An 18,007-nucleotide genomic window follows, 5' to 3' on the forward strand; every position below is an offset into this window, starting at 1 on the left:
ATGCATTTAAAGAATTTCGTCTTTGTAAATTGGGGCAATATACCAGCCCTGGACTTCAACTTCGGGCCGGTCAACCTATTCTCCGGTGGCAATGGCTCCGGTAAAACGACGGCCGCCGACGCCCTGCAAACCATTATGACCGCGGCCCACGATACCCTATTTCATTACAACCCGGGTCAGGATGAGGCCAGTCAACGCGGCCGGGGCAAGCAGGTGCGCACCTTGGCTTCCTATGTATTGGGTTGCGACGATGGCGCCTTCGCGCGTACTGAAGCCACGGTTGGCTACCTGGCGGCGGTGTTTCACCCGACCCAGGGCGAAACCGCCGAGCCCTTTACCGCGATCATCGGCGTCACCGCCTATATCGACCGAACCGGCGCTACGGCCATCGCGCGTCAGTCCGATATGATCTATATGATTATTCAGGACGCCGAGTTGACCAAGGCCGATTTTATGCAGGAGCAGGACGGTCGCCAACAGGTGATACCGTTGGAGCGCCTGGTCGCCCATCTGAACGGTCGTGGCATCGACCCAGTGGAAAAATACGACACCAAAAAACAGTATCTGCGTCGGCTCTATGCCGCTTTGCGCGGCCGTAAAGATGCTATCAGTGAACGCGAAGCGATGAACGCGGCCCGTGCCTTCTCGCGGTTTATGGCCTATAAGCCGGTGAAGAGTATCGACGGTTTTGTGGCCCAAGAAATTCTTGAAAAACGCGATTTAGGCGAAGCCATTCGCACCGTCTCCGACCTGATGAAAACCATCAATGGTATGGAGACGGAAGCCAATCGGCTGAAAAATATGATCGATCGCTTGCAGGAATCACGACTGCAATCGGATGCCTATATCACGCACTGGATCGACTACAACGTAACCGACTATGTCGCGGCCAAGGCGCGCTTCCTCGTTGATCAAAAACGCTACCTAAGCACCAAGGCCGATCAACAGCGGATCCGTAATGAACTCGATCAACTCGATACCGATCTGGACATCACCAGCGAACGCCGCTCCCAGACCCATGAGCAGCTGGTGTCGTTGGAAGCTCAACGGCGCGGCATCGACGCGCTGCAGGATAAGGATCGCTTCGATCGGCGCATCGAACAGAGTACCGCGCAACTGCAAAAACAAGCTGAGCCCCTACTGGTGCAAAATGATAGTTTGGAGCAGAGTCTGGCGGCCAGTTTTGAAATTCATAAGAGCCTATTGAGCCGTGCGCTGGCGCTGGATATTCCGGCCTTAGGCGATAAACGTCTCGCGGCCAAGGCTAAGGCGGTGGTCGGGCAGAAGTCGCTCGGTGTCGATTTCCGCAGTCTGCTCAATCAGGACTGGATCGATATTAGTCCGTTGGAACAACATCTTGACCAGGCCCTAGTGCAGCAGGCCGAATTGAACGAATGGCGCCAACTCTGGTTTGATGAAAGTGCTCAGGTCGACCGCATCTCCTTGCGCGATCAGTTGCAGCGCTTGGTCGACCGGCGCGAACAGAAACTGCTTCAGGTGCGTCAGAACCTCAGTCGCAAACAACAGGATATCGACAGCCTGGCGAGCGCTCAGGTCAATTATCCGGCCCAGGTCCGTAATGCACTCGAGGCCATCCGACGAGAGTGTCCCGAAGCCGACCCACGCGTGCTCTGTGACCATGTCGAGGTGCTCGATGAGCAGTGGCAGTCGTCCCTCGAAGGCTATTTGGGCGGAGCTCGTTTCGCCATTTTGGTGGCACCGGAATACGAAGCCGAGGCGATTGGTATCGTGCGAGGACTGGCACGCGACAGTCGTGCCCGGGTTATCCAGGGCAGCAAGGCCCGCGAAGATGCGGCCCGTGTCAAGGCGCCGGCCAATTCGGTGATCCACCTAATGCACTTCGATCATGCCATTGCCCAGGCCTATATCACCGCCAGCTATGCCATGGTCGAGCAGTGCGCCGATGCCGAGCAGCTGCGCCGCACCCGCCGTGGTGTCACCGCCAATGGCCTGGGCAGTGGTGCCTACGCCATGTATCGGTGCGATATGGCCGAGGGCGATCTAGTATTCGGTCAAGGTGCCCGTGAAAAGGCATCGGCGGCGAAGAAACGCGAGTTAAATGACTTGGCCAAACAGGCCAATGACTTGCAGGCGCTGGTGCTCGAAGCTAAAAATCTCTATGGCTGGGTCAATCAGTTACGCCATTTGCAGCATGGCCAGTTGATGCGTGACATGTTGGCAACCCAGCGCGAACTGCGCAGCGCCGAACAGGCGTTGGCTGCGCTCGACTTGCGCGACGTACAGGGCATCGAAACGGAATACCGCAGCGTCGCCGAACAGCTCAGCGAACTGGAGGCACGGGTGCGTCGTGGCGCCGAAGAAAAGGGCCAATTGCAGGAGCGCATTCTGGCGCTCACCAAGCATTGCGAACTGCTCAGCAATCAGCAAGAAAAGACTCAGGTTCGGGCAGAAGAAAAAGAGCAGTATTTGCGCGACATAGTCGATGTCTGGCCCGCCTTTGCGGTCGACACCCGCTTGCAGGAGGCCGATCTTGCCGCACAGGATGCTGACGCCGAACGTGAAGAAAATAACCGCATGGCACTGGAAAGTGCCTTAAATGCAAAGGCTCACGAGTTTGAATTGCTTCTTAAAGAGCACAATCAGGACTGTCAGCCGCAAGATGCCATTGTCGTTAACCTCAACTACAGTATTCTGCATAACGTCGAATTCTTTCGCGGCATGGTGCAGTTGCAGCGCGATGCGGATCTGGTGCACAACCGAGTCAAAAACAATGTTCTGGTCGAGAAGGTTGATCAACTGGCGTTGCTGCGGGAAAGTTTTAACAGCGCCTTCGTCACCAATCTATGTCATTCGATCTATCAGGCGATCAATGAGGGCAAAAAAGTCCTCACTGACCTGAACAAAGAGCTCGAGCATCATCGCTTCGGCGCTGATCGAGAAAAATATTGGTTCGGTTATGAGTGGGTTGCCGAGTTTCGGGAGTATTGGCACTTCTTTGACGAGGTCTATAAGAGCCCGTCCTTGGGCGAAGGTAAGACCCTGTTTGATACCCAGCTCAGCGAACGGTCGCTCAAGATCCGCGACCAACTGATGAGCATGTTGCTCGACAACGACGAGCATCGGGCCCTGCGAGAGCTGGAACGGATCTCCGACTATCGCAACTATCGTAGCTATGAAATCTACAAGCAACCCGAAGGCAAACAGCCGATCGCCCTGAGCCAATATGGCACCGGATCGGGCGGCCAATTGGAGACCCCGGCCTATATTATTCGCTCAGCGGCGATCACCTCGGCCTTCCGTTTTAATGAAGGCGACAGCCATTTGCGCATGGTTTTGGTCGATGAGGCCTTCTCTAAGATGGACGAGGCACGGTCCAAAGAAGTGATCCGTTACTTAACCGAGAGCCTGGGTTTGCAGCTATTATTTATTATGCCGACTAGTAAGTCTGGTCCCTTTATGGACATGATTTCGAACCAATTTGTGTTTTCAAAGGTACCGTTATTAAATGGGCAGATGCGGGGTGAATTGCAGACCAAGGTATTGGTCGACCGCCAGCATTGTAATCAAGAAAAAATTCAAGAGCTGTGGGCCAATCATCGTAAAGTGATTCGCAAACAGGCCGAACTCGATTTTTTGGAGGGACTATAGATGGCCATTATTGAGATTAAACATCCGCTGCTAGCGCACAAGGTGGGCATTCTGCGCGAGCAAGGGATTTCTACTAAGCAGTTTCGCGAATTGGCCTCTGAAGTCGGCAATTTATTGACCTATGAAGCCACTCGAACCTTATCCACCGATCAGGTTGAGATAACCGCATGGGACGGCAGCACGCTAAGCGTCGAACGCATAGCCGGGAAGAAAATTACCGTGGTGCCGATCCTGCGCGCCGGTTTGGGCATGATGGATGGGGTGCTGCAATTAATCCCGTCGGCCCGGGTCAGTGTGGTCGGGTTGTATCGTGATGAAACCAGCCTGCAACCGGTTTATTACTTCGACAAGGTCGTCGAGGATATCGCCGAACGTACGGCCCTGATCGTTGATCCCATGTTGGCGACTGGCGGCTCATTTATTGCCACCATCGATTTGTTAAAGCAAAAGGGCTGCAAAAAAATCATGGGCCTATGCTTAATTGGCGCCCCTGAAGGCGCCAATGCGATCCAAGCCGCGCATCCGGATGTCGATATATATATTGCCGCAATGGACAGTCATCTCAACGAACTGGGCTACATAGTTCCGGGGCTTGGCGATGCGGGCGACAAGCTGTTCGGAACCCGTTAAGCGCAAATTTTGTCATTTTAACCAAAGCGAGTCCTTTCTGCGCCCAGTGCCGACAAATTGTTGGCGCGGAGCAGGGCTATCAGACTTGATCCGCGCCGTTACTCACAATTATTAACATCTGTTCACATAAATCTCGCATTCTGCACAAAAACGTCTAAGTTAATAGAGTTGGGCTCGCTGTTGCTTGGGTCCAGCCGAGCTAATCGTTAGTCATTGAGCTTAAGGCAGGTTTCTCAGGTGGGATACAGAGTAGACGCAAGCAAGAAAAAACGCATCCTAATCGTAGATGATGACATGGACTACGCCCGTCGCTTGCGCGATTATTTAAACAGCAATGAGCTGGAGGTCGAATTGGAAACCGATTCCGCCTCCGCGATCAGCCGGATTCGCGATGAAAAACCGGACCTCGTGCTTATCGAAGTCGACCTGCGGGGTGAGTCAGGTTTAACGATCTGCAAGCTCAGCCGAAAAGACTACACCGGCGCAATCATATTGCTCAGTCATCGCACCGACGAACTCGACCAGGTGTTGGGCTTGGATATGGGCGCTGACGATTACATAGCGCGCACAACCGCCCATCGACTTATCCTCGCCCGTTGTCAGGCCATTATGCGCCGCAGTGATTATGTCCGCCCCATCATGGCCAATCAGGATAGTGAACGCTTGGAGTTCGGCAATCTGGTCATCGATAATGGCATGCGCGAAGCTTGGCTTGATCGCCAGCCGATTGAACTAACCAGTGCCGAATTTGATCTGCTTTGGTTATTGGCCAGCCATGCTGGTGAGGTGTTAACCCGTGAAGCCATCTTCAATAAGCTACGCGGCATCGAGTACGACGGTCAAGACCGGTCGGTTGATGTGCGCGTATCCCGAATCCGGCCGAAAGTAGGGGATGACCCAATCCGGCCCCGGCGTATTAAGACAGTGCGCTCTAAGGGTTATTTGTTTGTCGGTGACGTTAAACAATAGACCCCAGCCGGCGCGAGGGTCGTTGCACGAGTCTATTTGTTAGCCTGATAAACCTTATAGCCCTTTTCATGGGCCAACACCTTGACCGAATGAAAGGTCTTGCCGAGTTCACCCTGATAATTTAAAAATTCATTGGCCACCCAAATTAAACGACCGCGCGGTTTCAGCCAGTTGCTGGCTTGAGCAAAGAAGCCTTGGGTCGGACCGTAGGCGGTCTTAATACCCTGATGGAAGGGTGGATTGGTGACGATGAAGTCAAACTTTTGCTCAGGCAATGCTTCCGTGCCAGCAGACCAGAGCGTCGTCGCCCGATCGGCAAGTTGGTTCGCCGCAATGGTTTTCAGGCTTGATCGGACGGCCAAAAGGTCGATTTCAACGGCCGTCACCGAGGTTACCTTAGGTTGTTCGGCCAGCATGCACGTTAACACGCCCGCGCCGCCGCCAAACTCCAGTACCGCTCCTTTGAGTTCCGGTAGGATCGACAGCAGAACCTCGGTACCCTTATCCAAGCGCTTGGCGCTGAACACCCCCGGTAGCGAATGAATGGTATGGTCGCCCTGTTGATAGGACGTCCAGCCTTCATGACCCTGAAAACTCTCGCTTAGGATAACTTCAAAGAGGACACAATGACGCGCCGAATCGACCTTGACACAACTAAAGACACCCTCCAAGCGTTTAGGCAGACTCTTGATGCCGCCAACGTTCTCACCGACTACCCAGAGTCGTTGACCCGACTGGAGGGTGGAGAAGATGACGTTTAGCCACCAATCGAGACGTTCCTTAGCCTTTGGATAAAACAAGATATTGAGTGGCGCACAAGGCCATTGGGTCTGCGCCAGAGTGGCCGCGTTCGATACTGACCAGTTTAGGTTGAAAGCCAAATCCGTCGGTTTTGTGAGCTGCGTGGGTTCGGGCAAATCAAACCAATGGACCGGAGTGAGATGTAATTCTGCGTCGTGGCGCTCTAACAGTTGGAGTGTTGGGTGCATGCTAAGGGGTGACTTTCAAAGGAAAACAGCAGTGTAGCAAAAGCCTGCGTGAGAATCAGCGCTTCGGCGTGGCATTGGGGCTTTTATTCGTCTATTTAGTCCGTTGAACAGGACGTCACCTTGCCGGTCTATTGGTTGTCACACAACGCCTGTAGCCATTACAAGTCTGCATGGCTCAGTTCGATAGGTACGCTTGCCCGCCAACTGCTAAGATTAACCCTAGGGTCCAAATCAGTTTAAACTGCACACCGGCTAATGGTCCTGGAGCCCAAATAGAGCTCTATGTTGGCGCATAGGTCGCACAACAGCACAGTCTGTCCGGCTGAGGCGTGCCTGGGTGCTTTGCGCGAAAGGAAATTCGATGTTGGTTAAAACCATATGGCTATACCTAGTACTGTCATGCCTAGCCGGTTCGGTGAGTGCAGACCTTGTCGGTGGGCACGACAGGCAGCGCCTAACGCTGTTGTTTTTGGCCAAGCTGGACGCCTATTATCAAGACTATCCGTTAACCCTGAGTTTGCCAAGCTTGCCCATAAGTCTGCCGAGCGAACAGCTGGACAGCGCTCAGTGGCTTGCACTGCTGACTGTTTTGAGCGAAGAAGGCTGGCTTACCCGTAAACAGAAAGCGCAAAAGCGTATCGATAACCAAGAGCGAGTGCTGATAGGGCAGGTGCAAATATTTTCCAGGCCGGGCGCGTCTGTGCGTTTGGCCTTACCCCTTGGTATGGTTCGAGTGATCGAAATTGACACTATGCAGCCGCTACCCCAAAATAACAGCCAACCCGCTTACGTGCTTCGCTTTGCCTGGCAACTGGACGAAGCGGTAGATTGGCTGTGGGCCCCCGCACTGGATGGACTGTCCGACATCATTCGGCTCCGTCTTGCCAGCCGTCAACGGCAATCCGGTACCGTGACCGCCCATTGGCACGATACGGATTGGCGCTTCGATACGCCCCCGCAGTTGCGCTAAGGTCACCATGTTTTTTTGGCATCAATAAAAATATTAAATTATATTCAATGTATTCGAATATTTTTCCAAGCCGCAACAACATCCCAACCCGGTATTCTAAAATGCTATTCAAATTGACTTTTTGATCGCCTGCATTGACGTCAATAAATATTTTATTTTCTAAGTTCGGGCCAACCTCATTCAGTTCAAATGATACCGCCATGATATTAACGGCGGCCGTTCATAATAATCTTTATGAACATAATAAAGGCCCCATTACACATGACGCTGCCAATACTTAGGTTGTAAATTTTTTTTTCGCACTCGCTATTGACAATGCATGCATCTCACTATAGTCGATAGAATAACCTGTTAGACCGATTATGAATTTTAGCTTAGTCGGTGGATAAAATAGGCCTATGCATTTATTCGCCATATTCTCGGTTTAAGTCTATAAATAGTTTGATGGATCAATATGATAATTTCTGCAGTACCGATTTAGCCAAAAAATGAAAATAAATATGGAAAAGCTTTAAATTTTACAAAAAAAGTTTATTTTTCGATTCACAGTGATGGCATTAGGCGGCATACTTACATTACTTAAATGTAATGTATCGTTATTTAATCCTAATATGAGGAATCCACAATGGCACTCGCCAAGAAAAAACCCGCATCTGTTACAGACCCAAAAATGCAAGTAGCCGAACAAACTTCAGTTAAAAAGGTCACAATAAAAAAACCGGCAACAGCCCGTAAACCTAAAGCCGCAAAAACAGTCAGTAACAAGGCAAGCCCAAAGAAAGCCACAGCCGCGACAAAATCACCAACGGTTCGCAAGGCGGTTGTAGCGACCAATAATCAGGCGAGCGCCAGTCAAAAAGCCGCTGACAAGGCCATTGCTGCGGTTGCCAAAGCCGAAGTGGTTTTGGCCAAAGCCAGTGCCAAGAAAGCTCAGCTAGCTATTAAAGCTAAAACCAGTAACTCGGCCACCACTAAGAATCAACTTATTGCCGCTCGTGCCGCCGTTGCCAAAGCGCGCGCCGCGTTAACCGATGCCAAGAAAGTAGTCCGTGCGGCAAAGTTTGATCTCAAGGTAATTGCCACCGAAGCTGCTCTGACAGCCAAGTCTGCCAAAGCCGAGGCCACCGTTAAGGCCCTGGCCGATACATTGGCTGCCAAGCAGAAAGCCGATTTGGCCAAAGCTTTGGCAGCGTTTGAGAGCAAGTGGCTGGCTGCCCGCGCCCGACGCAATGCTCGTAAGCTCAAGTTGGCCGAGAAAAAGGCGCTGGCTAAGACTGCCGCTGCGGCGAAGAAGATTAAGGCGAAGGTGTCGGCCCTGAATAAAGCCAAGGTCACAAAGTCAAAGGTCAACAAGGCAAAGGCCTAGACCTCCAAGGTTAAGCCCCTTGCCCTAAGCAATAAAAAAGCCGCTCAGCGGCTTTTTTATTGTCCGCAAAGCTTTCTTTTTATGCCGCTCGCTATGGTAAACTGGGCTTCTTATTTTTTTGGGTTAAGTCGCCAACAATGAATATACTGTCAATCGATACCACTGCAGACATCTGTTCTATTGCCCTGGTACTCGAGTCAAAGCATTTTGTGTTTCATGAGCTGCGACCGCGTGAACACGCCAAAATACTGTTGCCCGAAATAGAGAAGTTACTGCAATTGGCCGGTATCCGTGCCGATGCGCTCGATCTGATTGTTTTTGGCCGGGGTCCGGGTTCCTTTACGGGAGTGCGGATTGCTACCGGTGTTGCCCAAGGCCTGGGCCTGGCGGCGCAATGCCCATTAGCACCGATCAGCACACTTCAGTCATTGGCTTGGAGCGCGGCGCAATTGGGTCATCGAGATATTTGGGTTGCCTTGGACGCGCGCATGTCCGAAGTCTATTTTGCCGCCTATCGAGTCAACGCTCAGGGCATACCCGAACTGACCATGGCCGAACGGGTCACTCCTCTGGCCGATATAGACGTGTTGCCCGAGGCCGGCACGGTATTTATTGGCAGTGGCTGGTCAACTGACTATGAAACCCCCGCACGGCTCAGTGAGTGCCTGCAGCAAGGGGTGCTCGAACAAAAACTGCCGCATGCCTTGGCCAGCGCACAATTGGCTCAGGTGCTAGTGGCCGAGACCCTTCTGGTGCCGGTCGCAGCAGAATTGGCCCAGCCGGTCTATCTAAGAAACCAGGTGACCTGGACGCAAAAACCCAAAATCGGTACCTAAAGGACTCATTGCGCCGCGCGATGCCAACCCAGCGACGGGTGTGGGCTGCGGGCTGGGCAATATTTAGCCCCTCGGTGGTGGTTTCTGTGGTGTTTTCGCTCTACTATCGGCAGCTCTATTAATAATTTTAATCTTTGGCGCACAATACAACATGACAATGACACAGTGGATCGTCTTAGCAATCATTCAGGGTATAACGGAATTTTTGCCTATTTCCAGTTCGGCTCATCTAATTTTACCATCTCATCTGTTTGGCTGGCCCGATCAGGGTTTGGCCTTCGATGTCGCCGTGCATGTCGGATCCCTGCTCGCGGTTATTATCTACTTTCGACAGCTTATTGTTCAAATAGTCGTCAACTGCCTGAAAGCCATCGGCCGGCAAGAGCATGACCGCGGCACGGCCAACCTAGGTTGGATGGTGGTCATCGCTACCATCCCTGCAGTCATTGTTGGCTTTCTTGCCGAAAGCTTCATCGAAAATCATTTGCGCAGTATCTTGGTGATAGCGGTAACCACCAGCGTCTTTGGTTTGGTCCTCTGGTGGGCCGATGTAAAGGCGAAAGAGACTCGCGCACTGTCGGACCTGACCTTCAAGGATGCTATCTGGGTTGGCCTGGCCCAGGCGGTGGCGTTGATACCGGGCACCTCGCGTTCGGGTATTACCATGACCGCTGGCCTTATGCTGGGTATTAACAAGGTGGATACCGCCAAGTTCAGTTTTCTGTTGTCGATTCCCTTGATTCTGGCGGCCGGATTGCTGAAATCAGTCGAGCTGATTCAAACCCCATCAGCGTTTGATCTGTCGGCGATCCTCTTTGGTACCATCCTCTCGTTTGTCAGCGCTTTTGCCTGCATTGTGATGTTCCTTAAATGGATAGAGAGATCGGGTTTTCTGCCTTTTGTGATCTATCGCTTAGTCTTGGGTGCGGTCCTATTTTATGTCTACTTTGGGTAGGTCGCACTGGCGCGCTTCAAATGGTAAGCTGATCGGGAATCGGGTTGACTTGTTTTTATCGGGTATTGATTGATGCAGATTCCAAATTCGTATGGCTTACATGGCGCCTCAGGCTCGGTAAATTCTGCTCGGAAAACCAACGGTTCGAGCGAGAGTAGCGAGCGCACGGCAAACCAGGATCGGTCCAAGTTTGAGCGCGTCGCCAAAGACCCTCAAACGACCTCAGCTCCGGCCAACGACAACCGCAAAGACGCTTTCGGGTCGATAACAGGGGCGGCAAAGTCACAGCTGGCGAGTCAAGAGTTAATGGTTTTGCCAAAAGCGGTGACCAGGGTCAACAGTGATGCTATCAGTCGTTATCAGCAAGTCGAAGCGGCCGATACCTTTAGCGTTCAAAATCAAGACCCCGGGTTATATCGTGTTGATGTCTACGTTTAGAGCGCCACCTGCGCTGCAGGGGCAGTTAACTATATTCAAACTACGCTAGGAAAATGAAGCTGAGACTCTACTGTCCAAATCCTAAGCACTATGAAAATCAACTCCTGCTGCGTGACACGACGGCATTGGATTGGGTTAGTCAAATCACTAAGCCGATCGAACAACCTTTTCTGATTATTGATCAAGGCATGCTGGGTCTCGCCGATGCCGGTTGGCCAAAGGTGCATCCGGTGTATGTTGACTTTCAGTCGGGTGCCGCAGCCCATCGGCGCTTGTATGGCGGCGGCGCCGGTCAAGCGATTGCCAAGGCCGTCGGTCTGGGCAAGAAGAAAAATCTGCGCATTCTCGATGCGACTGCGGGACTGGGTCGCGATGCCTTTGTAATGGCCAGTCTGGGCGCGCAGGTGCTCATGTTAGAGCGGCATCGAGGTGTGCATCTCCTTCTGGTTGATGGCCTATATAGGCTCGGGTTCAACGCAGAGCTGGATGATATTCAACATCGACTTAACCTAGCATCCGGATCTTTGCTGGACAGCAGCGCGAGTCTGAGCGAATTCGCTCCAGAGGTTATCTATCTTGATCCGATGTTTCCTGAGCGCTCAAAATCGGCCAAGGTTAAAAAAGAGATGGTGCTGTTTCACGACTTGGTGGGGGATGATGCCGATGCCCATGCTCTTCTGGAACCGGCCTTAGACATAGCGGCGTGTCGGGTAGTGGTTAAGCGGCCAAAGCAAGCGCCGCATTTGGCCGGCAAAGCTCCCACTACCTCCCATATTGGAAAGAGCAGTCGCTTTGACATCTATTCCAAAAAGGCTATCAGCTAGGTCCCGTTGAGGGCCTGTCAGCGTGCGAGGTTTTAGGTCGGTGGGCTGGAGCGTTTGGTGACCTGATAGACATTGTACCAAACGTCGTCCGGGATCACCGATCCAGCCTGATCGATTACATCCTGTATGCGATGATCGAAATCCAGCTTGGAATCCTCATTCAAGGTTAAAACCTTCAACGCTTTCAAGGTTTGAATAAAGTTCTTGAACAGCGCCTTATCGAAAAACTCCGGAGCATCCAGGCCATTGAGTAAGGCCGAGCGCTGTGCCATCTGTTGGGCTTGGTTCTCCAGTACCGTCTGACTGCATTGGCCAGAACCCATGCGCGCTAATACTGACAGGGTCAGTAGATAACGTTCCAGCGTTGGCAGCATGATGTTTGCCAGATATTGCAGTTGTAAGCTTTCATCTTGAGCCTTATCGGGACTGTGTAATATTCCCTGATCGTCGCGCCAAATTAAGTGATAGCTGAGCAACAGTTCAACGATATCGGCCGTTTTTGCCAACGCTTGGTCGCGATCATCTTGAATAAACAACTCACTGCGAACATAGGGGTAAATCAGTGCAATGCGCTTCAACAAAAGCTCAACGCTAATGCCGTTTGCGCGCACGATCAGCGCGGCGATCAGAGAAGGTAGAGCAAAAAGGTGCTGAATGTTGTTGCGGTAGTAGGCCATCAATACGCTATTTTGACTGTCAAAGCCGTACAGGTTGCCAAGTTTTTGCGGTATTAGCCGCAGCTTGCCCATTTTTATCGCATAGCCGATCCACTCGTCGACGCTACCCTCGGGGTAGGTGACATAGGGGCTATAGGGCGCGTCTTTTTGCAGCGATATCAACAACTGCAATTGGTTCCGCAGCAACCGATCTTCAATGGCCTGGCGCGGTGTCGACAATAAAACCGTGGCAATGAGGTTGATTGGATTGAGCGCCGCGGCGGAATTGATACGTGTGACCACATCGATCGATAGGCGGTCAATGAAGTTGAACATCCAGGTCGGTCGATCATCCGGACCATAAGTTTTGTCCTGCCAATCGGGCTGTTGGGCATTCAATTGGTCATTGAGCTTCAAGGGTTCGCCAAAATTCAGAAACACATGGCCATAGTTTTTCAGCTGTTTAACGGTTTTGACTAGGTCAAATAGATTTTCCTTCTTTTTCACCTTACCTTTGAGTTCACCCAGGTAGGAGCCGCCCTCAAAGACCTTTTCATAGCCAATGTAGACTGGAATAAAAACGACCGGTCGACTGTTATCGCGCAGATGACTGCGCACGGTCATGGCGAGGGTTCCGGTGGCTGGCGCCCGCATACGCCCGGTGCGCGAGCGGCCACCTTCGACAAAGTACTCGACCGGATAGCCGCGGGTAAAGACGGTGTGGATGTATTCGTTGAAAACCGCCGTGTAGAGCTTATCCCCACCAAAGCTGCGACGGATGAAAAAGGCCCCGCCGCGGCGTAAAATGTTGCCGACGATGGGCATGTTCAGATTCTCTCCGGCCGCTATATGAGGCACATTGAGGCCGTGGTTGTGCAGTGAATAGCTCAGCAATAGGTAGTCGATATGGCTGCGATGACAGGGCACGTAAACAATTTCATGGTCCTTCGCCAGTTCTCGAACCGGTTCGATGCCGCGCAGAATGATGCCGTTGTAAATTTTGTTCCACAGCTTAGTTAACAGGATCTCGAGAATGCGTATTGTGCCATACGATACGTTCGCAGCAATATTGAGCGCATGTTTACGGGCCAGAGCACGCGATTTTTCCAGGCTGATTTTTTTGGCTTTGGCATGTTGGGCGATAGCGTTGCGGACCGGTTCGGTTTGCAGCAGTCGGTCAATCATCACGCGCTTGTGCGATAAGTCGGGCCCGATCACGGCGGTTCGTACACGCCGAAAATGTATGCGCAAGACGCGGGCAACTTTACGGGTGGTGACGGCCAGATCTTTGTCAGCTAGCACCAATTGGCGCAAAGAAATCGGCTCATTGATTTCAACATAGGTATCACGGCCATTAAATAGGACGGTGAGCAGTTTTTTGAAGCGACCGAACACAGTCCAGTTGGAACTCAAAAACGCGCTCAGTAAACTGTTGCCGCTCGTCGCCGCTCGGCCCCAATAGAGTGCCACCGGGACCAACAAGATGTCCTCGTCCGGGTGCTCAGCCAGATAACCCAGAATACGCTGTATTCTCGGCGTTATGCCGGCCTTATTGCGCCGGATCATCGATGCGCGCGGATGTACTGTGAGCAAAGACGGCTCATCGGCCAATTCGGGGATATCAATTTTCGGATAGAGTCCGGCCAGGCCCAGTTGACGCAATTTATGATCGGCGACCAAGGCGTCGGAGGTTGACTCATGCTCTAAAACAAAGACGCAGTGTTTATTACTTTTAAGTAAGTCGATGTCGGTATGGTGCGGGTTTTCGCCCACCTTGACCCACCAAAACAGGACTGTTTGACTCACGCGACGAAGGCTCGAACGTAACGATTGCATAGAGAGGCTGATGTCCTGAATTAAGTAATACTATTTTAACCGCTAATCGCCCGAACGCCTAGCGGCCTGAAGTTTGCGGCCTGAGTCAGAGCTAGTAATGGGGTGGTGGTGTATCGTTGACCTCTGGCGCAAACTGGTCTTTTAGGTCCTGCTGCTGATCCATTAACCGCTTCAACAACCGTTCCACGCGGTCTATTTGGTGTTGCTGTGCGCTGATAACATCGTTCAGTTGTTCTACTGTGTCGTCCATGTGGGTCAGTCGGGATTCCAATTCGATGATACGGGTTTCGTCAGTCATTCGGCTCTCGGTTATTAGTTAATTGCTTTTAGGGGGCAAATGTTGGCATTATGCCGCTTTGGTCGCCAAAATGGGCGAAAAAGTATCGGGTTCGAGACGTTCCCTAGATGTAGAATGTTTAAATGGTTTATTTAAATACCGTAAATGCCCAGTTTGGGGATGGTGCGGGTCAGTCACACCGTTCGGTTGTCCGACCGGTTAAGTCATAGTGTAATTTAATGAGTAGATGATATGAACAGTAAAATATGGTTAGTTCGTTTGGGTGTCAGTATATTGGTGGCCTTGCCAGCACCAATCATTTTAGCCGGTGCCTTGTCTTTGGTGACCGGTGTGGCGAATAACAGCGTCGCGTCCTTGATCGATATGGAATTTTCAAGTGGTGAGATGGCCGCTTATGGAGTCTTAGCCCTCGCCGTGTTGGTTTTGATGCTGCTAGGTCAACTCATTGTACAACCTCTGGCCGCACAATTTGATGAAGATAACCGCGAAGAGGGTCAGGTCAAATGGTTTAACGTCAGCAAGGGCTTTGGCTTTGTAACCCGTGAAAGTGGTGAGGATGTTTTTGTCCATTTTCGTTCGATTCGCGGCCGAGGTCATCGATCTTTACAGGAAGGCCAGCGGGTACGGTTTGGCGTTGTCGAAAGCTCTAAGGGCTTGCAAGCAGAAGATGTGACCATCCTGCGCCAGAACTAAAACCCTTTTAATCGGCTTTGAAAAGCGGCTTGGCCGCTTTTTTTATGGCCACCGAGTTATCAATCGGTTTTCCAGCTAATCTCATGCGTGCTGCCGTTGGGCAATACTTCTATCCAGGCGTCGCCATTGTCATCCTGTTGCCAGCTGCCGGCGGTAACACGCACCGTCAAGTCTAAAAACTGCGCCGCGGCACTGGCGCACTCTCGGTCATCGGACCAGGGTAGACTCGGGCTGTCGAGCCATATGCTGGTAAAGCCCGGCACTACGTCTTCAAATACCACGGCCGGGATCGTGGCCCCCTGCCAGTTAATAGTTAAGGGTTGGGCTTTTTTCGGCATACCTTTCTTCTTCTGTGCAACCTTAACCTCACTGAAGATCGACTCAAGCCAGGCGATGGCCCGATCAGTTGATAATTCCTGGATATAAATTTCAATATCGGGTGCGTTACTCATTATTGGTTTTCCGCTCGAGTAGATAGATTAATATTTTAAATAGACTTATACCCATATAGCCCCAAAACGCGATCATAGTCCCGATACAGGTTACTAAAAGGCCAGCCAAAGCCGTTAATTCCTGATTTAAACTGGGGGTCATCAGGCGCTCGCTGATCAATATTATCATCATTCCAATCACGAAGCCGAACCCTCCGCCAGTAAAAAAGGTCATCGCACGCCGGGGATCGCCAGTGTGGCGCTGCAACCAGTCATGCAGTCGATCTCGGAAGTTCATGGCACGCCTCTTAAATACGGATTGCTTTATGCGTATGATAGCTGTCTTTTAAATCAAAGTGTGAGTGCCTTGCCAATGAAGTCTGAAACCCTAGCGCTGACCCGTCAGTTGATTGAACGCGATTCAGTAACACCCAATGATAAGGGTTGCCAAGAGATCATGGCCAGTCGATTGGCCGATTACGGTTTTGTTAATGAGCCCATGCGCGTGGAAGATGTCGATAACCTCTGGTCGACCCATGGCACGGGTGCGCCACTGCTGGTCTTTGCCGGCCACACCGACGTGGTTCCGACCGGCGACCCGGCGCACTGGACGTCGCCACCTTTTGTGCCGACCGAACGCGATGGCATGCTCTACGGTCGCGGTGCCGCCGATATGAAGGGCAGTCTGGCGGCCATGGTGGTCGCCGGCGAACGGTTTGTGGCCGATTACCCCAATCATCGCGGCCGTATTGGCTACCTGATCACCTCCGATGAGGAGGGCGATGCTTATCATGGCACGGTGGCGGTCTTGGCTGAGCTGGCCAAACGCCAGGAACAGATTGATTGGGCTGTAGTAGGCGAACCATCCAGCAGCGTGACCGTGGGCGATACCATTAAAAACGGTCGGCGCGGTTCGATGTTGGGTCACCTCACGATCAAAGGCGTGCAGGGTCATGTCGCCTATCCGCAATTGGCGAAAAACCCGGTACATCTGGTGGTGCCTGCACTGACCGATCTGGCAACCGAGGTCTGGGATCTGGGCAACGACTATTTTCCCGCAACATCTTTTCAGGTCTCCAACTTCAACTCCGGCACCGGTGCGTCCAATGTGATACCGGGCACGGCGGAACTGATGTTCAGTTTCCGATTTAGTACCGAGGTCACGGGCGAGAGTTTGGAGCAGCGCACGCGGGCAATTTTGGATCGACATGGTCTAGACTACAGTCTGCGCTGTGAGATAAAGGGCCAGCCTTTCCTAACCGACAAGGGTGCCTTGGTGCAAGCTGCCGTTCAAGCCATTACCGAAGTCACCGGCCATGCGCCCGAACTGTCGACTGCCGGTGGCACGTCCGACGGCCGCTTTATCGCACCGACTGGCGCTCAGGTGGTTGAATTGGGTCCGACCAATAAAACCATCCATCAGGTTGATGAATGTGTCGCGGTGGCCGACCTAGAGCCGTTGACCAAAATGTATTACGGCATCATGGTCAATCTATTGGCCTAGTCGTCGCTGAGCTGTTCCAGGTTCTTCAGTTGCAGCTGCAGGGCTTGGCCACTGATCTGGACTTCATACAGGCTGATAAAGAGTGATACCAGCAATAGCACCATTGAGCCGGCGAAGAAAATATTGGCGAGATAGAGTTGCTGGACAAAGATCGCAAACATGGTCACGACACAGAGTATAAAAGAAGATATCCCGGCGACCTGCATTCGGCGAATAGCGATAATACGCACTCGCAAATGCAGGATCTGTTTACGGATGTCTAGATCGGGATTGGTGTCGTTCTGTTTATAGAGCGATCGGATCAATTGGGTGATTACCAAAAACCTATTGGTATAGGCCAACAGGAGCAGGGAAATAGCCGGAAAAAGCAGGGCAGGTGTGGTCAGGGACATGCGCGTAAATACTCCGAATTTGAAAGCTAGCCGTTCCAATAGCGGCGGCTTAGCCTTCGCTGGCGGGCCGTGGGCCGACCTAAGTGATACCATGTTGCCATATAACGCTAATAAGAGGGGAGGGGAAATTTAATGCTCGACCAAATAATGGCCTTTTTTGCCAATAAGACCGAAGTCCCATTGGCGCTCACGGTGGACGAATCCGCCGCGGTGTTGTTGATCGAGGTGATGCTGGCAGACAATGAAATCGATCGTCGTGAGCGTGATTGCATCAGTGACATTCTGGCCCGTCGTACAGGCGACACCCCCGCCGCTATAGCAGCCTGTATCGATTTGGCGGTCGAACGGCGTCACGCCAGTAGTGACCTATTCCAATTCACCACGGTGCTCAATAGCCAGTGGAGTGAAACCGAGCGCTTTGAACTGATCGTCGATCTGTGGCGGGTCGCCTATGCCGACGGTCGACTCGATAAGTATGAGGATCACCGCATTCGCCGTGTGGCCGATTTGCTGCACCTGCACCATTCTCATTTTATTCGTGCCAAGGCCGCTGCCAGCCCGAGCGCAGCACAATGATAACGGGCTCTAAT

The 18,007-nt window shown here is 52.1% G+C and carries 18 protein-coding genes; 12 read left to right on the forward strand and 6 right to left on the reverse strand.

Going from position 1 to position 18,007, the window contains the following annotated elements; translation table 11 throughout:
* The 3 genes from REIFOR_RS06035 (at position 1) to REIFOR_RS06045 (ending at position 5,229) form a co-directional block, all read left to right on the forward strand.
* A complete protein-coding gene (locus REIFOR_RS06035) occupies positions 1-3,630 on the forward strand; it encodes an ATP-binding protein (RefSeq protein ID WP_100256698.1) in 3,630 nt (1,209 codons plus the stop codon).
* Positions 3,631-4,260, forward strand: a complete 630-nt coding sequence (upp, locus tag REIFOR_RS06040) for a uracil phosphoribosyltransferase (protein WP_100256699.1) — start codon at positions 3,631-3,633, stop codon at positions 4,258-4,260.
* A 237-nt stretch (positions 4,261-4,497) separates the two neighbouring features.
* Positions 4,498-5,229: a winged helix-turn-helix domain-containing protein gene (locus REIFOR_RS06045; protein ID WP_100256700.1), complete on the forward strand. Its 732-nt coding sequence runs from the start codon at positions 4,498-4,500 to the stop codon at positions 5,227-5,229.
* 32 nt (positions 5,230-5,261) lie between these two features.
* Here the strand turns inward: REIFOR_RS06045 and REIFOR_RS06050 are convergent, their stop codons facing one another.
* On the reverse strand, positions 5,262-6,218 hold the full coding sequence (locus tag REIFOR_RS06050; RefSeq protein ID WP_100256701.1) for a class I SAM-dependent methyltransferase: 957 nt from the start codon (positions 6,216-6,218) through the stop codon (positions 5,262-5,264).
* A 361-nt stretch (positions 6,219-6,579) separates the two neighbouring features.
* On the opposite strand from REIFOR_RS06050, the gene REIFOR_RS06055 reads away from it, so the two are divergent.
* The 6 genes from REIFOR_RS06055 to REIFOR_RS06080 all read left to right on the forward strand — a co-directional run bounded on the left by REIFOR_RS06055 (position 6,580) and on the right by REIFOR_RS06080 (position 11,607).
* Positions 6,580-7,188, forward strand: a complete 609-nt coding sequence (locus REIFOR_RS06055; RefSeq protein WP_100256702.1) for a hypothetical protein — start codon at positions 6,580-6,582, stop codon at positions 7,186-7,188.
* Positions 7,189-7,813: 625 nt separating this feature from the next.
* Positions 7,814-8,554: a hypothetical protein gene (locus REIFOR_RS06060; RefSeq protein WP_100256703.1), complete on the forward strand. Its 741-nt coding sequence runs from the start codon at positions 7,814-7,816 to the stop codon at positions 8,552-8,554.
* 137 nt (positions 8,555-8,691) lie between these two features.
* Positions 8,692-9,390 (forward strand): tRNA (adenosine(37)-N6)-threonylcarbamoyltransferase complex dimerization subunit type 1 TsaB, encoded by a 699-nt coding sequence (gene tsaB / locus REIFOR_RS06065; protein WP_100256704.1) that lies wholly within the window; start codon positions 8,692-8,694, stop codon positions 9,388-9,390.
* Positions 9,391-9,541: 151 nt separating this feature from the next.
* Positions 9,542-10,345 (forward strand): undecaprenyl-diphosphate phosphatase, encoded by an 804-nt coding sequence (locus REIFOR_RS06070; RefSeq protein ID WP_100256705.1) that lies wholly within the window; start codon positions 9,542-9,544, stop codon positions 10,343-10,345.
* Between the two features lie 72 nt (positions 10,346-10,417).
* Positions 10,418-10,783, forward strand: a complete 366-nt coding sequence (locus tag REIFOR_RS06075) for a hypothetical protein (RefSeq protein ID WP_100256706.1) — start codon at positions 10,418-10,420, stop codon at positions 10,781-10,783.
* Positions 10,784-10,836: 53 nt separating this feature from the next.
* On the forward strand, positions 10,837-11,607 hold the full coding sequence (locus REIFOR_RS06080; protein WP_100256707.1) for a class I SAM-dependent methyltransferase: 771 nt from the start codon (positions 10,837-10,839) through the stop codon (positions 11,605-11,607).
* 32 nt (positions 11,608-11,639) lie between these two features.
* On the opposite strand, the gene plsB is transcribed toward REIFOR_RS06080, so the two are convergent.
* Together plsB and REIFOR_RS06090 are read right to left on the reverse strand one after the other, a co-directional pair.
* Positions 11,640-14,099, reverse strand: coding sequence for a glycerol-3-phosphate 1-O-acyltransferase PlsB (gene plsB, locus REIFOR_RS06085; RefSeq protein WP_100256708.1), 2,460 nt, complete (start codon positions 14,097-14,099; stop codon positions 11,640-11,642).
* A gap of 91 nt (positions 14,100-14,190) precedes the next feature.
* Entirely contained in the window at positions 14,191-14,397 is a 207-nt protein-coding gene (locus tag REIFOR_RS06090) for a SlyX family protein (protein WP_100256709.1), read from the reverse strand.
* Positions 14,398-14,628: 231 nt separating this feature from the next.
* Here REIFOR_RS06090 and REIFOR_RS17130 point away from each other — a divergent pair, with 231 nt between their 5' ends.
* Positions 14,629-15,090 (forward strand): cold-shock protein, encoded by a 462-nt coding sequence (locus REIFOR_RS17130; protein ID WP_100256710.1) that lies wholly within the window; start codon positions 14,629-14,631, stop codon positions 15,088-15,090.
* A gap of 59 nt (positions 15,091-15,149) precedes the next feature.
* Here REIFOR_RS17130 and REIFOR_RS06100 read toward each other — a convergent pair whose 3' ends face one another.
* Together REIFOR_RS06100 and REIFOR_RS06105 are read right to left on the reverse strand one after the other, a co-directional pair.
* Positions 15,150-15,542: a hypothetical protein gene (locus REIFOR_RS06100; RefSeq protein WP_100256711.1), complete on the reverse strand. Its 393-nt coding sequence runs from the start codon at positions 15,540-15,542 to the stop codon at positions 15,150-15,152.
* Complete coding sequence (locus REIFOR_RS06105; RefSeq protein WP_100256712.1) at positions 15,535-15,819, reverse strand: hypothetical protein; 285 nt, start codon at positions 15,817-15,819, stop codon at positions 15,535-15,537. The genes REIFOR_RS06100 and REIFOR_RS06105 overlap by 8 nt, the downstream gene beginning before the upstream one ends.
* 75 nt (positions 15,820-15,894) lie before the next feature.
* On the opposite strand from REIFOR_RS06105, the gene dapE reads away from it, so the two are divergent.
* Positions 15,895-17,025, forward strand: coding sequence for a succinyl-diaminopimelate desuccinylase (dapE, locus tag REIFOR_RS06110; protein WP_100256713.1), 1,131 nt, complete (start codon positions 15,895-15,897; stop codon positions 17,023-17,025).
* On the opposite strand, the gene REIFOR_RS06115 is transcribed toward dapE, so the two are convergent.
* Complete coding sequence (locus tag REIFOR_RS06115) at positions 17,022-17,417, reverse strand: DUF2721 domain-containing protein (protein ID WP_100256714.1); 396 nt, start codon at positions 17,415-17,417, stop codon at positions 17,022-17,024. The genes dapE and REIFOR_RS06115 overlap by 4 nt on opposite strands.
* Before the next feature lie 132 nt (positions 17,418-17,549).
* Here REIFOR_RS06115 and REIFOR_RS06120 point away from each other — a divergent pair, with 132 nt between their 5' ends.
* Complete coding sequence (locus tag REIFOR_RS06120) at positions 17,550-17,993, forward strand: tellurite resistance TerB family protein (protein WP_100256715.1); 444 nt, start codon at positions 17,550-17,552, stop codon at positions 17,991-17,993.
* Positions 17,994-18,007: the final 14 nt, after the last annotated feature.

The organism is Reinekea forsetii (assembly GCF_002795845.1).
In the GTDB taxonomy this organism is placed as follows: Bacteria; Pseudomonadota; Gammaproteobacteria; order Pseudomonadales; family Natronospirillaceae; genus Reinekea; species Reinekea forsetii.